The organism is Microbacterium sp. GCS4 (assembly GCF_001262495.1).
In the GTDB taxonomy this organism is placed as follows: domain Bacteria; phylum Actinomycetota; class Actinomycetes; order Actinomycetales; family Microbacteriaceae; genus Microbacterium.
In genome coordinates, this window is the sequence record NZ_LGYE01000001.1 from 1393729 (window position 1) to 1405783 (window position 12055).

Annotated in this window: 16 protein-coding genes and 1 tRNA gene; 3 read left to right on the forward strand and 14 right to left on the reverse strand. The window is 68.9% G+C overall.

The features are described 5' to 3' along the window. The 4 genes from AKH00_RS06785 to AKH00_RS06800 all read right to left on the reverse strand — a co-directional run bounded on the left by AKH00_RS06785 (position 1) and on the right by AKH00_RS06800 (position 3374). Positions 1–1113 carry a hypothetical protein gene (locus AKH00_RS06785; protein ID WP_152926109.1) on the reverse strand — a complete coding sequence of 371 codons (1113 nt, stop codon included), beginning with the start codon at positions 1111–1113 and terminating at the stop codon, positions 1–3. A 3-nt stretch (positions 1114–1116) separates the two neighbouring features. Continuing rightward, entirely contained in the window at positions 1117–1374 is a 258-nt protein-coding gene (locus tag AKH00_RS06790) for a hypothetical protein (protein ID WP_050721865.1), read from the reverse strand. An 8-nt stretch (positions 1375–1382) separates the two neighbouring features. After that, positions 1383–2948, reverse strand: coding sequence for a hypothetical protein (locus AKH00_RS06795; protein ID WP_050721866.1), 1566 nt, complete (start codon positions 2946–2948; stop codon positions 1383–1385). A 99-nt stretch (positions 2949–3047) separates the two neighbouring features. Next, entirely contained in the window at positions 3048–3374 is a 327-nt protein-coding gene (locus AKH00_RS06800) for a hypothetical protein (RefSeq protein WP_050721867.1), read from the reverse strand. Between AKH00_RS06800 and AKH00_RS17810 the strand changes: the two genes are divergently transcribed. Next, positions 3373–3690 carry a hypothetical protein gene (locus AKH00_RS17810; RefSeq protein ID WP_152926110.1) on the forward strand — a complete coding sequence of 106 codons (318 nt, stop codon included), beginning with the start codon at positions 3373–3375 and terminating at the stop codon, positions 3688–3690. The genes AKH00_RS06800 and AKH00_RS17810 overlap by 2 nt on opposite strands. Here the strand turns inward: AKH00_RS17810 and AKH00_RS06810 are convergent. Together AKH00_RS06810 and AKH00_RS06815 are read right to left on the reverse strand one after the other, a co-directional pair. Continuing rightward, complete coding sequence (locus AKH00_RS06810) at positions 3662–3940, reverse strand: hypothetical protein (RefSeq protein WP_050721869.1); 279 nt, start codon at positions 3938–3940, stop codon at positions 3662–3664. The genes AKH00_RS17810 and AKH00_RS06810 overlap by 29 nt on opposite strands. Next, positions 3937–4308, reverse strand: a complete 372-nt coding sequence (locus AKH00_RS06815) for a hypothetical protein (protein ID WP_050721870.1) — start codon at positions 4306–4308, stop codon at positions 3937–3939. Before AKH00_RS06815 ends, AKH00_RS06810 begins: the two co-directional genes overlap by 4 nt. 626 nt (positions 4309–4934) lie before the next feature. Between AKH00_RS06815 and AKH00_RS17620 the strand changes: the two genes are divergently transcribed. Further along, positions 4935–5228, forward strand: coding sequence for a helix-turn-helix domain-containing protein (locus AKH00_RS17620; RefSeq protein WP_082297482.1), 294 nt, complete (start codon positions 4935–4937; stop codon positions 5226–5228). On the opposite strand, the gene AKH00_RS06820 is transcribed toward AKH00_RS17620, so the two are convergent. Both AKH00_RS06820 and AKH00_RS06825 read right to left on the reverse strand, forming a co-directional pair. After that, positions 5194–5266 (reverse strand) — tRNA-Arg (locus tag AKH00_RS06820). The genes AKH00_RS17620 and AKH00_RS06820 overlap by 35 nt on opposite strands. A 66-nt stretch (positions 5267–5332) precedes the next feature. Continuing rightward, positions 5333–5917, reverse strand: coding sequence for a hypothetical protein (locus AKH00_RS06825; RefSeq protein ID WP_050721871.1), 585 nt, complete (start codon positions 5915–5917; stop codon positions 5333–5335). Positions 5918–6046: 129 nt separating this feature from the next. On the opposite strand from AKH00_RS06825, the gene AKH00_RS06830 reads away from it, so the two are divergent. After that, positions 6047–6901 carry an SDR family NAD(P)-dependent oxidoreductase gene (locus AKH00_RS06830; RefSeq protein WP_050721872.1) on the forward strand — a complete coding sequence of 285 codons (855 nt, stop codon included), beginning with the start codon at positions 6047–6049 and terminating at the stop codon, positions 6899–6901. Positions 6902–6929: 28 nt separating this feature from the next. Here AKH00_RS06830 and AKH00_RS06835 read toward each other — a convergent pair whose 3' ends face one another. The 6 genes from AKH00_RS06835 to AKH00_RS06860 all read right to left on the reverse strand — a co-directional run bounded on the left by AKH00_RS06835 (position 6930) and on the right by AKH00_RS06860 (position 12025). Then, complete coding sequence (locus tag AKH00_RS06835) at positions 6930–7796, reverse strand: hypothetical protein (RefSeq protein ID WP_235556706.1); 867 nt, start codon at positions 7794–7796, stop codon at positions 6930–6932. A gap of 7 nt (positions 7797–7803) precedes the next feature. After that, entirely contained in the window at positions 7804–8049 is a 246-nt protein-coding gene (locus tag AKH00_RS06840; RefSeq protein ID WP_050721873.1) for a hypothetical protein, read from the reverse strand. Between the two features lie 101 nt (positions 8050–8150). Continuing rightward, positions 8151–10337, reverse strand: coding sequence for a heavy metal translocating P-type ATPase (locus AKH00_RS06845; protein ID WP_082297483.1), 2187 nt, complete (start codon positions 10335–10337; stop codon positions 8151–8153). A gap of 46 nt (positions 10338–10383) precedes the next feature. Then, positions 10384–10593, reverse strand: coding sequence for a heavy-metal-associated domain-containing protein (locus tag AKH00_RS06850; protein ID WP_050721875.1), 210 nt, complete (start codon positions 10591–10593; stop codon positions 10384–10386). A 63-nt stretch (positions 10594–10656) separates the two neighbouring features. Further along, positions 10657–11274 (reverse strand): GntR family transcriptional regulator, encoded by a 618-nt coding sequence (locus AKH00_RS06855; RefSeq protein WP_235556707.1) that lies wholly within the window; start codon positions 11272–11274, stop codon positions 10657–10659. A 109-nt stretch (positions 11275–11383) separates the two neighbouring features. Further along, complete coding sequence (locus tag AKH00_RS06860) at positions 11384–12025, reverse strand: NADPH-dependent F420 reductase (RefSeq protein ID WP_050721877.1); 642 nt, start codon at positions 12023–12025, stop codon at positions 11384–11386. Positions 12026–12055: the final 30 nt, after the last annotated feature.

Genomic DNA, 12055 nt, shown 5'->3' on the forward strand with positions numbered 1-12055 from the left:
TTAGTCCTCACTGGTGGGATTGGTGGCGGGGTTCGGCGTGGCGTGCATGTTGCTCTGGTCGCCGCGGATCGAGAGACCGGAGGCAACGACGTCGTCGAGGGACAGGCGGGCCTCGTATGCGAGGAGCATCATGCGGGCGAGGCCGTACTCCCAGAGGTCGGAGCGTTCGCCGCCGTTACCGACGCCCTGGTAGCGCATCTCGGTTCCGCCGCCGGAGCCGCCCTGCCGGACTCCCTCGATGATCGAGGCGGGGACCTTGGTGACGTTGGCGATGTCGAGGCGGTTTCCGTTGCGGCCGGTCTCGTAGAGGTCCGTGGGCATTCCCGCGCCGGGGAAGTCGACGCCCATGGATGCGGGCTTGAGGGCCGTGCTGTTCTTGGAGCGGCCTTCGTTCCACTCGTCGCGGATCGCGGCGCGCTGTTCCTTGGAGTACCCCCAGTAGGTGTTGTCGTCGAGGGTGAGGACGGTGAGCGCGATGGGGTTCTTGAGGCGGTTGTGGTACGCCTTCTCGATGTCCTGTGCCTGGCGGATGACGTCGGCCCCGTTGTGGAGGACGCCGTTCTCGCCGTACCCGAGGGGTATGGCGATGGGGTATGCGGTGTACTCCTCGGGCACGAGATCGGAGGTGATCTGGAGGTAGCCGTACTCGTCGACCTTCCACATGCCGAACGGGATGTGGAGGCAGTCGGTCATGTCGGCGTTGAAGCCGTAGCACGCCCAGCCCTCGAAGAACCAGTCCGACGCCGCGCCAAAATCGCGGTGGTACGGCGCGACGCCCGACACTGAGTTCGTCAACCAGGGGGCCTGATCCGTGGCGTGCGTCTCGCCGTCCATCACGAATTTCGGGATGCTGGCGAACGTCGTGCACGCGATGCCGTGAGCACGAGCGACGCCGGGGACCTTGAGCGCGGCTTCGCGCGTGATCGGCATCCCCTCTGCGGTGAGGTGCTCCTTGAGCCAGGAGTCAGCAACCAGGCTCTGGAGTTCACCAGCGGGCGCCCACGGTGACGCGATGGCGATGGGCGCACGGCCGGAGGGCCGCGTGAGTAATTCGGTGGCCGCGCGCTTGGCGTAGACCTGTTCGATGTTTCGTCCAAAGATTGTGAATGCCACGTTCTAGACCTTCGATCCGGGTTCGTAGGATGCGGGGCGCTTTGCTACAGCGACACGCCGGTATGTCTTGCGGAGGCGGCGCGCTTCTCGGTGGCGCTGGTCGCCGGGGTGCTCGCGCTCCTCGTGGTCGCACGCGGCGTCGAGGGCCTCGTCACGGTGGAATCGGGAGGCCCGGTACCAGTCGTGCTCGGTGCAGTAGATGACGATGAGTGACTTCGACTCGTCGAGTCGGATGGGGCTGGTGGATTCGGGGCCGGGCATGGCGTCTCCTAGAACTCGAATAGGTCGCGAGAGTCGGGCTGGGCCTTGACTTCGTCGAGGAACTGGAGGGCGAGAGTGGCGGCCTCCAGCGGGGTGATATCGGCGTCGGCTTGGTCCTTGGGGCGGCCGAGCCCGAATCCTCCGTAGGTGCCGATGGCTCGCTTGGTGGCGATGGCGGCGGCGGTGTCAAGGCGCTCTTGTCGCCAGTGCGCGAGGGCGTTCTCGTCGAGGAGTTTGAGGATCTTCGTCGCGCCCTGTCGGACGTCAATGGTCTTGGCGGCGACGAGTTCCGGCCGGGGTGTGGCACGGTTGAGGGCCTCGATCTCGACGGCGGCGGCCTGGCTCGCGGCGTCGTAGATGACGGGGACCCTGTTCTCTCGGGCAAGGACCAGGACCCGTTGCCAGAATCCCTTGGTGCCCTGCTGATGGTGCAGGAGTCCGATGGCCGTTCGTGTCTCGCGTTCCTCTCCGGCGAGGTCCTCCGCGACCGCGACGAGGTCGAGCGGTTCGAGGACGTGCCACCATGCGACGGCGACGGACGCCCACAGGCCGTCCGGGTGAATCGCGATGGCGAGGGAGAACTGTTCGGCCTTGGGCGGGAGGTCGCCGGGGATCGTGCTCTTGGCCCAGAGTGCGGGCGCGATGAGGGTGGTGGCGGTGCCTTCGTCTCCGAAGATGCCGAGGTACTCGAAGATGAACTTCGCTCGGGGCTGGAGTCGGAAGTTGCGTTCGACGGCGTCGAGGGTGGTGAGGTTGCCGATGCCGGGGTGGTGCTTCTCGATGAGCGCCCGCACGTTGGCGCGCGGGTTGTCCGGCGTGGGTTCCCAGTCTGCGAGTTCCTCCTCGCTGGTGGAGTCGGGCGCGTTGTAGCGGAGGATGCCCGCGTCGAGTTCGTCGGCCTTGGCGAACAGGACTTCGTAGAGGAGGTTCCCGGTCCTGATTTTGTCGGCGGTCCCGGCGACGATGAACTGTCCGCCGGTGGTATCGAACGTCGGCGGAATCGCGGCGAGGAGGTCCTCGGTCATCTCGGGCTTGGCGCGGCCTGACTCGTCGATGAAGACGGCGTCGTAGGCGGAGGCTCGGAAGTTGTCACCGATGGGCGCGTGGACCGAGAACACGGAGCGGTTGGGGAAGGTGATGGCCTCCGCTCCGGCCTGGCGCGACACGGTCACAGGCCGGTTCTTCTTGTCCGGGTACACGGCCTCGATGACGGCGAGCACCTCTTTGCCGAACTTCTCGCGGGCTTTGAGGCCGGTGGTGGCGAGGGTGAACGCGGAGTTCTGTCGCGGCCGGCACGCGCACCGGCCGATGATGACGGCGAGGATGGTCGTCGTCTTGGTCGAGCGTCGGGGCATGATGACGCCGTTGATGGTCTGTCCGGCGGCAAGCATGTCGACGACGACGAGTTGTTGGGGCACGGGGTCCTGGGGTGCGCCGGAGCGGTCCTGGAGTTGGCCCATGATCTGCATGCCGGTGAGGAACTCGCGGCGGTCTCGCTCGGTCGTGATGACCTTCGTGACCTGGTCGGGTTCGAGCGCGGTCGCGCGGTACGCGACCCACGCGGCTTCGTCCATGAGCCAGTGATCCTCTAGCTCGGGGAAAAACACGCCTGTAGAGCCGTAGGCGGGGGTTGCTTTGTCAGGCATAAAAAGATCCTTTGGTCAGGGGTTTGGTTACCAGTTGAGGGAGCCGGGCGAGGTGACCGGAGCGGGTGCGCGTCGGGCCTTGGCCTCGCGCTGTCGTGTCGCGCCGAGGCGGCCGCCGTCGGCGCGGTTGCCGATGCACCGCGCCGTCTTGTATCGGTGCTCGGGCGCGAGGTTGTCGAGGCCCGGCCCTCCGCTCGGGTCGCGGTGTCCGACGTCGAAGCGCTGTTCGGGATCGATGAGGTGACCGCACCTCCAGCACGTCACGTCGATCCCGCCTCGACGCTTGACCGCGACCTGTTGCCGGATGATGCGGGCGTTCTTCAAGTACTCCGGGTCGCGGTGCTTAGCCCCCATGAACGTCCATCCCCGGCCCGCCGATGAAGGACTCGTGCCGTCGGCGGAGCGTGCCGGTGACGCCGTCGAGGTGCGGGCCTTGGTGCTCGTACGGCCGTGTGCACCATCGCCACTGTTCGCCCTCGGCCCACATGGCCCCGCACCGGCCGCTGTCGCGAAGGTGACGATGCCGGGCGACGGCGAGGCGCACGAGTTCGGCGCGACTTCGACGGTTTCGGATGGCGATGAAGGCAAGCGCAGCGAGGATCAGCACGAGCGTCACGAGCGCGGAGAAGGGTTCGACGTTGTCAACCACGGCGGCGGCTCGCTCGGATGAGGCCGAGGATGCGGATGGCTCCGGCGTGTGCGGCGATGATGTTCCGTCCGGCGTCGACGAATGCGATGGCGGTGTCGAGGTAGTACTCGCCGTCCTCGATGAGTCGGGTTCGTGCGCTGTCGAGGGTGAGGCCGATGTCGGTCAACTTCCGGGCGGTCGCGGTGAGTCCGGCGCGTTGGGCGTCGGCGGCTCGGTCGAGGGCGGTGGTCGTGAGTTCGGTGAGCGCCTCGGCGGTGGTCGTGGTGTTCACTCGTCGCCCTCCTCGTCGGTCGCGTCGGCGTCGTCCTTCTCGACCACTTCGCCGGTGTCGAGGTTGACGCTGTTGAATACGTCGCGAAGTTCGTCCTCTAGGTCGATGGGAAGGGTGACGGCTCCGGTTCGGTGTTCGTAGGCGCGTCGGAGCAGTCGGAGGGCGGCGTCGATGTCGTCCGGGAGGAGTGCCTCGATGGACCGGATACGCATGACGGCTTCGCGGTGGCCGGTGTCGACGTCCTCGTCGATGCGCTTGGGATCGAGGATGACGATGGCGACGAGGGATGACCGGTTCTTGGTGACGGCCGGTTCGAGGGCGGTGAGGCCGTCGCGGTCGCCGGTCGGGATACGTCCCTGAATCTTCATTGCGTGCGTCCTTTGGGTTCGTAGGTCGGGCCGAGGATGGTCCGGATGACGGTGGGGTCGAGCGGTTCGAGCGAGTCGCGTTCGTTGCGTCCGTCGTCTCGGTGATGACCGCAGATGCACCACCCGGATTCGAGGTAGCGATGTTCCATGGCTTCGACCTGCTCGATGGTGAAGGGAAGGTGTGGGTTTGGGAGGTATGGCCCCCCTACTACCGCCGGAGCGGATTCGGAGGGACCTGCTCGACGGAGCCAGGGCGGAGCCTTGGGCCGGTCGGCGTGGCACGAGGGGTAAGCCTCGTCACGGACGGGATATGAGCGTGGGATCGTGTCGGCGGGTGTCGCGCCCGGTCATGCCTTGACCGCGACCCCCTACGCTCTCGGGGTGGCACCCGGACTGGTTACCGGTTCTTGGTGAGCGGTCGCCTACCGCTGTCAGTAGCCGGACTCGATCCGGTACCCACGCGCTCAATGCGCGCCATGTTGTTCAGTTATCGCCGCGCCCGGTTGGGACGCGACGGCATGGTGGGCCTCGTGTCTTCGTCATGTGCACAAGATTGAGGCGCACGTCAGGAACACGGATGCATTGAATGTGGCGTGTCGCAATCTTGGGCGCGCTACTATCGAGCCATGAGCATGACGATGACCTGGACGCTTGGTGAACACATCGCCAAGGCGCGGAAGGATGCTGGCCTCGATCAGACCCAGTTGGCGAAGGCCGTGGGGATCGCTAGGAACTCGCTGTCGAACTACGAGACGGGCCGCTCGGTCCCGCCGTTCGACGTCGCGGTACGGATCGCTACGGCGTGCGGCGTCGGCCTCGACTGGTTCGCATCTGCCGTTAACGCAGAAACGGCCCCCACCGAAGTGGGAGCCGTTTCTGACTCGGTGCGCCCGAAGGGACTCGAACCCCTAACCTTCTGATCCGTAGTCAGATGCTCTATCCATTGAGCTACGGGCGCTCCTGGACCGCTCAGCGGGCCGTGGAACAGCTTATAACAGTCCTCAGGCGATTGCGAATCGACGGGTCAGGACGCCCGCTCCTCGGCCTTCTGCTGCTTCTTCGTGCGCTTCGCCTTGGCGCGCTGCAGCGACGACAGCGCCTGCAGGTCGACGAGACGGAGGGCCTGCATCCTCGCGTCGCGCATCCGGTCGTAGTCGGGATCCTGGTCGGGACGCATGCCCTCCACGCGCAGACGGCGGTCGAGGTTGTGACGCACGTCGGACCACGCTGCCTCGCGGGCCTCCTCGACGATCGTCGTCAACGCCGCGTCGTCCTGCATCATCTCGCGCAGCCGCGTCGCGACGCCGTGCGACTGCTTGGCCCGACGTCGGAGGTTGCGCACGTCGCGGTCGCGGTAGTCGTGCGTGCCCGAAGGATCGGAGTGGCGTCCCCTGGCTCGCTTGCGCAGCGCGGTGAGGTTCTCCTCCGCCTCTTCGGACTCCTCCGCCATGGCTCGCAGCGCCTCGCGCGCGTCGTCCATGTACTTCTGCGTGTCGAAGACCCCGCCCTCGGCGATCGTCCCGATGAGGATGTGGTTCTTGACCGCCAGGCGCGCGGCAGCGGTCGCGATCGCGACGCCTTCCGCGATGGCCTCAGCCGTTCGTCCCAACGCAACCTCCTCCCTTCGAGCGTACCGGTTTCGCCCCCGCGAGCGGTCGGACAGAATGGAGCGGATGCGGGTCGCGACGACCCGCCCGGGGATCGGCGCCGCTCCCGATCAGCGGCGGGAGGAGCAGTCATGAGGCGTCTCGCGCTGACCGGGAGCACGACCGTGATCACGGGTGCGGCGAGCGGGATGGGCGCAGAGATCGCCCGGCTCCTCGCCCCGCGGGGCGTGCACCTCGCGCTGCTCGACCACAACGCGGAGGCGCTGGCCGCCCTCGCGGCCGGACTCGAGGGGACGGTGACCACGCACGTCGTGGATCTGCGCGACGACGAGGCGGTGACCGCCACGGCGCGCGAGGTCGAGGGTTCGCATCCGCGCATCAACGCCCTCATCACGTGCGCGGGATCCTCGATGCTCGGCACGCTCGACCAGCTCACGATGGAGGAGATGCGCTGGCTGACCGACGTGAACCTCTGGGGAACGGTGTCGATCACCAAGGCGCTGCTACCCGCCCTGCGGACCGCACCTGCCGCGCACATCACCCATCTCGCGAGCGTGTACGCGCTGGCCGCGCCGGCCGGACGCATTCCCTATGCGCTCAGCAAGTTCGCGGTGCGCGGTTTCTCCGAGGCGCTCCGGCACGAACTCGAGGGCACCTCCGTGACGGTGGGCGCGGTGTATCCCGCCGGCGTGCGCACCGGCATCATCCTGCACGGACGCTACGCCGCGGCGATCGATCCCGCGGTGGCGGCACGGGCCGCAGCGGCGCAGGCGCGGATGTACCACACGGACCCGACGGATGCCGCGGCGCAGATCGTCCGCGCCACCGCGCGTCGCCGCCCGCGCACCATGGTCGGCCGCGAGGCCCGCCTGATCGACCTGCTCGTGCGGCTGGGTCCCTCGTCGTACTGGCGGGCGATGCGCCGCCCCCTGCGTGAGGCGGTCGACACGACGACGCCGATAGACACGACGACGCCGCTGGGCTGACGGTCGACGGAGCGAGGGTCCAGACGCCTCAGCGCACCGCGCCGACCCAGATGCCGGAGGCCCAGGCCTGCTGCGCGGTGTCGCATCCCACCGACCCGGGGTAGCCGCGGACGACCGCCATGCAGTTCGCGAGGAACTCCGGGTCTCCGCGGAACAGCGACCGGTAGGCGTCCGCCGAGTTCAGCGAGCCCCACACCTGGAACTGGTAGATGTGGGCGAGCTCATGCGCCATCGCCCAGTTCAGTCGCTCGGTGCTCCACCCTGCGATGTCGGCGCGGTACTTGATGTAGCCGTTGCTGTTGGCGCAGGCCGGAGCTGTGCCGCCCGCGCACGAGGCCGATTCGTAGAGTCCGACCCCCGCCCCGCCGACGGTGTCGAGCGCGGCGCGCACGCGGGCGTAGCCCTCCGGCCCGCTGGACGACCACCGTGGACCACCCGGGCCCGCCGACTGCGCCGCCTGCCAGGTGGCGACCTCCTCCCCGACCTTCTCGGTGAGAGCGTGCACGGTCGCGGTCGCGGCGACCACGACGGCGGGATCATCGTGCTCGGCGAGCACGGTCTGCTGGGCGGAGACGGCCGCGGCCCTGTGGGTGGAGGTGTCCACGGCGGCGCCCGCGCCGTTGATCAGTGCGCCGAACGCGGTGATCTCGTCGAGGAAGGCCGGACGCACCTCGAGCACGGCCGCGCGGTCGGCGGTGTCGTGTTCGGCGATCTCGATCATTCCCGTGAGGTGGTCGGCGCGCATCTGCGTGCGGTCGGTCGACTGGATCACGGCCTGGAGCTCGGCGATGACGTCGGCGCGCTCGTTCTCGAGCGCGACCGCCCGCGCGATCAGGCCACCGCTCATCATCACGGCGCCCGCGACGAGGACCGAGAGCACCCGCCGGATCACCATGCGGCTCTCACGGCAGGAATCCGGTCGCGTCGGCGATCTGCGCGTCCTGCTCGGCGATCGTGGAGCGGAGGGCGGTGAGTTGCGCGGCGAGGAGCTCGGTGCGGTCCTGCGCCTCGTCGAGGCGTTCCTGGGCACGGATGACGGCGGCCTTGGCCTCGGCGAGCGCGTCGACGCGCTGCTGGTCGGCGACCACGACGAGGACGGTTCCACCGACCACGAGAAGCCCTCCGGCGATCACCGCGATGACCCGCATATCGCTCCCCAGAACATGAACGTGCGTCCGGAACGATTCCGTAGGGCCAATATATCCACGCGCCGAGGTCGCTACCAGTTCTTACCGTCGGCGGCGCCGAGTCACGCCGAGGGCGCCGCCGTCCGGAACCGCCGCAGACGGAGACTGTTCAGCACCACGAACACGCTGGAGAACGCCATCGCCGCGCCCGCGAGCATCGGGTTGAGAAGCCCGACGGCCGCGAGCGGGATCGCTGCGACGTTGTACGCGAGAGCCCAGAACAGGTTGCCGCGGATGGTCGCGAGCGTGTGACGGGCGAGGCGGATCGCGTCGACCGCTCCCCACAGGTCGCCGCGCACGAGGGTGAGGTCGGACGCCTCGATCGCGGCATCCGGCCCCGACCCCATGGCGATGCCGAGGTCGGACTGCGCCAGCGCGGCAGCGTCGTTGACCCCGTCGCCGACCATCGCGACGACCGCGCCGTCACGCTGCAGGGCGGTGATCTCGGCTGCCTTCTGCTCGGGAAGGACTCCGGCCCGCACGCGGTCGACGCCGACCTCCGCGGCGACCGCCACGGCCGCCCGCTCGTTGTCTCCCGTGAGCAGCACCGGGGTCAATCCCAGATCCCGGAGCGCCGAGATCGCCTCCGGACTGCTCGGCTTGACCCGGTCGGCCACCACGAGGATGCCGCGGACTCGGCCGTCCCATGCGGCTGCCACCGCAGTGCGGGCCTGCGCCTCGGCTGCCGTGAACGCCGCGGCGAGCCGGTCGTCGAGCACGAGCCCCCAGTCGGCGAGGAACGCCGGACGGCCGACGATGACCGCGTGCCCGTCGACGACGCCCGCCACACCCTGCCCCTGCTCGCTGCGGAAGTCGGTGACGGTCAGGATCCCGCCGAACCGCTCGGTCGCGCCGCGCACCACGGCCTGCGCGATCGGATGCTCGGACGCGTCCTCGAGCGCCGCCGCATGGCGGAGCACGGCATCCGCGTCCTCGCCGTCCGCCGGGATCACGTCGACGAGAGTCATCCGCCCCGTCGTGACGGTGCCGGTCTTGTCGAGCACGATCGTGTCGACCCGTCGTGTGGACTCGAGCACCTCGGGTCCCTTGATGAGCACGCCGAGCTGTGCGCCGCGCCCGGTGCCGACCAGGAGCGCCATGGGAGTCGCCAATCCGAGGGCGCAGGGGCAGGCGATGATGAGAACGGCCACCGCGGCCGTGAAGGCCCCCGCAGCTCCTCCGCCGCTCAGCAGCCAGATCGTGAGCGTGAGCGCCGAGATGCCGAAGACGATGGGGACGAACACGGCGGAGAGCCGATCGGCGAGTCGCTGCGCGTCGGCTTTGCCGGACTGCGCCTCCTCCACGAGCTGCGCCATCCGTGCGAGCTGTGTGTCCGCTCCGACGCGGGTGGCGCGGACGAGCAGTCGACCCCCGACGTTGACGGTCGCACCGGTCACCGCGTCGCCGGTTCGCACCTCGACGGGCACCGACTCTCCGGTGAGCATCGAGGCGTCCACGGCGGACACACCGTCGACCACGATGCCGTCGGTCGCGACCTTCTCCCCCGGTCGCACCGAGAACACGTCACCGACCCCGAGGCGGGCGAGCGGCATCCGCTCCTCCACGCCGTCGCGTACGACCGACACGTCCTTGGCTCCGAGCTCCCCCAGGGCGCGCAGCGCCGCGCCGGCTCGACGCTTGGAGCGCTGCTCCAGGAATCGCCCGAGCAGCAGGAACATGGTGACGCCCGCCGCGACCTCCAGGTAGATGCTGCCGAGGCCGTCGCCGCGTTCGATCGTGAAGCGGAACGGATGCGTCATGCCCCACATGCCCGCGGTTCCGAAGAACAGCGCGTACAGCGACCACAAGTAGGCCGCTGTGACTCCGACCGAGATCAACGTGTCCATCGTCACGGAGCGATGCCGCGCATTGATCACGGTCGCACGGTGGAACGGCCAGGCTGCCCACAGGACGACCGGGGTGGCGAGTGCGAGCGACGCCCACTGCCACCCGGGGAACTGCAGGGGCTCGATCATGGCGAGGAGGATGACCGGCACGGCGAGCGCGACCGCCACGAAGAGGCGTCGGCGCAGCATCCGGTAGGCGGGGTCCTGGGCGTCGGACTCGACGGCTCGCGGAAGGGCTGCGGTGTAGCCGCTGCGCACGACCTCGGAGATGAGGTCGTCGGCGGCGATGCCCGGAGAGACCTCGACGTGCGCCTTCTCGGTCGCGTAGTTCACCGAGGCCGAGACGCCGTCCATGCGGTTGAGGCGCTTCTCGATGCGCGCTGCGCAGGACGCGCAGGTCATCCCGCCGATCTCGAGGTCGTAGACCGCTCCGCTCGCCACGATCGGCTCAGGCGCGCGTCGCGCTGTAGCCGGCCTCGTCGACCGCAGCCAGCACGGCCGTGTCGTCGAGGGCGACGTCGGAGGTGACGACGAGCGCGCCGGAGGCGGCGCTCACCTCGATCGCGGTGACGCCGTCGATCTTCGCGACCTCGCTGCGCACCGAGCCCTCGCAGTGCCCGCAGGTCATCCCGGTCACGGTGTAGGCGGTGGTGGTCATGGCAGTTCCTCTCTTCGGCGGACCCCTCAAGCATACCCCCTAGGGGTATGTAGAGGGTCGGACTCAGGAAGAGGCCGGATCCACACCGAGACGACGCGCGGCGGACGCGACGGAGTTCATCGTGTGCTGAGGGATCAGCTCGCGCAGCGCGGCAGCATCCTGCGCCTCGACCGCCTCGAGGATCACGCGGTGTTCCTCGGCCGTCTCGACGAGATCGTCGTGCTGGCCGAACAGCCATCGCAGCCGCGTCGTGAACACGCTGACCATCTCGAAGATGGTGTCGTTCGCGGCGAGGTGCGCCGCGACCTCGTGGAACCGGGTCGCGGCGATCCGCGCCGCCTCCACGTCGCCCGCTTCGGCCGCCGCGAACTCCTGCTCGTAGACGGCGCGCAGCCGGGCGACGCCCTCGGCTGTGCGGCGCTGCGCGGCGAACACGAAGATCATCGTCTCGACGGCCTCGCGCACCTCGCCGAAGTCCTGCAGCTCCTGCCGGGTGAACTCGCGCACCACGGCCCAGGTGCGCGGCCGTGCGACGACGACGCCCTCCGCGACGAGCGTGCGAATGGCCTCGCGCACGGGAAGGCGCGAGACGTCGAGCTCGGCCGCGATGTCGCGCTCGACGAGCCGGGAGCCGGGCATGCGCCGCCCCAGCACGATGTCATCGCGCAGAATGCGCGTCACCCTCACCGACTCGAGTTCGCCGGCAGCCCCCGCCTCCGCCATAACGGGATTGTCTCATCCCGATATGGCGAGCGACAAGTTTGGTATCCCAGTGCTCCGGGATACGAGGTCAGGGCAGGCGGTTCGCGATCGCGAGGTTGGCGCGCAGCTCGTCCGCGTTCTGACGCACGACGTACGCAGGACGATCCCGCTCGACGCGCCACGACTCGCTGAGCGGCCCGACGTTCACGGTGTCGAATCCCGCGGCATCGTAGAAGCGGGTGACGAAGTCGACCGCCTCGGCGTCATCACCCGCGGTCGCGAGCGCACGACGACCCGGAGTGCCCGCGGGAGTCCCGGTGGTCGTGATGTCCGCGGCCCCGATGTGGTTGAAGGCCTTCACGACGCGCGAGGTCGGCAGCGCGCGCTGCAACAGCTCCGAGGTCGTCGTCTCGCCCCGGTCGAGCTCGGGGATGCGCCCGTCGCGCTCGAAGTAGTAGTTGTTCGTGTCGAGCACGATCTTGCCGGCGAGCTCGTCCACAGGCAGGTCGTCGATGCGCCCGAGCGGGATGGTCACGACGGCGACGTCGGCGGCTGCGGCCGCCTCCGCTGCGGTCGCGGCACGCGCGTTCGGCCCGAGATCGGCCACGAGGTCGGCGAGGGTCTCCGGGCCGCGTGAGTTCGCGATCACCACGTAGTATCCGTTCGCTATCGCGACGCGCGCGACCTGGCTGCCGATGTGTCCTGCTCCGATGATTCCGAGAGTGCTCATGACGGTGCCAACACCCGACTCGCGTGGCTA

Excerpts from the sequence above, each read along its gene's own strand:
- AKH00_RS06850 (WP_050721875.1), bottom strand. The coding sequence starts at position 10,593 with ATGACCACCACCGCCTACACCGTGACCGGGATGACCTGCGGGCACTGC.
- AKH00_RS06800 (WP_050721867.1), bottom strand. The coding sequence starts at position 3,374 with ATGGGGGCTAAGCACCGCGACCCGGAGTACTTGAAGAACGCCCGCATC.
- AKH00_RS06830 (WP_050721872.1), top strand. The coding sequence starts at position 6,047 with ATGAGGCGTCTCGCGCTGACCGGGAGCACGACCGTGATCACGGGTGCG.
- AKH00_RS17810 (WP_152926110.1), top strand. The coding sequence starts at position 3,373 with ATGAACGTCCATCCCCGGCCCGCCGATGAAGGACTCGTGCCGTCGGCG.
- AKH00_RS06815 (WP_050721870.1), bottom strand. The coding sequence starts at position 4,308 with ATGAAGATTCAGGGACGTATCCCGACCGGCGACCGCGACGGCCTCACC.
- AKH00_RS06860 (WP_050721877.1), bottom strand. The coding sequence starts at position 12,025 with ATGAGCACTCTCGGAATCATCGGAGCAGGACACATCGGCAGCCAGGTC.
- AKH00_RS17620 (WP_082297482.1), top strand. The coding sequence starts at position 4,935 with ATGAGCATGACGATGACCTGGACGCTTGGTGAACACATCGCCAAGGCG.
- AKH00_RS06845 (WP_082297483.1), bottom strand. The coding sequence starts at position 10,337 with ATGACCTGCGCGTCCTGCGCAGCGCGCATCGAGAAGCGCCTCAACCGC.
- AKH00_RS06835 (WP_235556706.1), bottom strand. The coding sequence starts at position 7,796 with ATGGTGATCCGGCGGGTGCTCTCGGTCCTCGTCGCGGGCGCCGTGATG.
- AKH00_RS06840 (WP_050721873.1), bottom strand. The coding sequence starts at position 8,049 with ATGCGGGTCATCGCGGTGATCGCCGGAGGGCTTCTCGTGGTCGGTGGA.
- AKH00_RS06795 (WP_050721866.1), bottom strand. The coding sequence starts at position 2,948 with ATGGACGAAGCCGCGTGGGTCGCGTACCGCGCGACCGCGCTCGAACCC.
- AKH00_RS06790 (WP_050721865.1), bottom strand. The coding sequence starts at position 1,374 with ATGCCCGGCCCCGAATCCACCAGCCCCATCCGACTCGACGAGTCGAAG.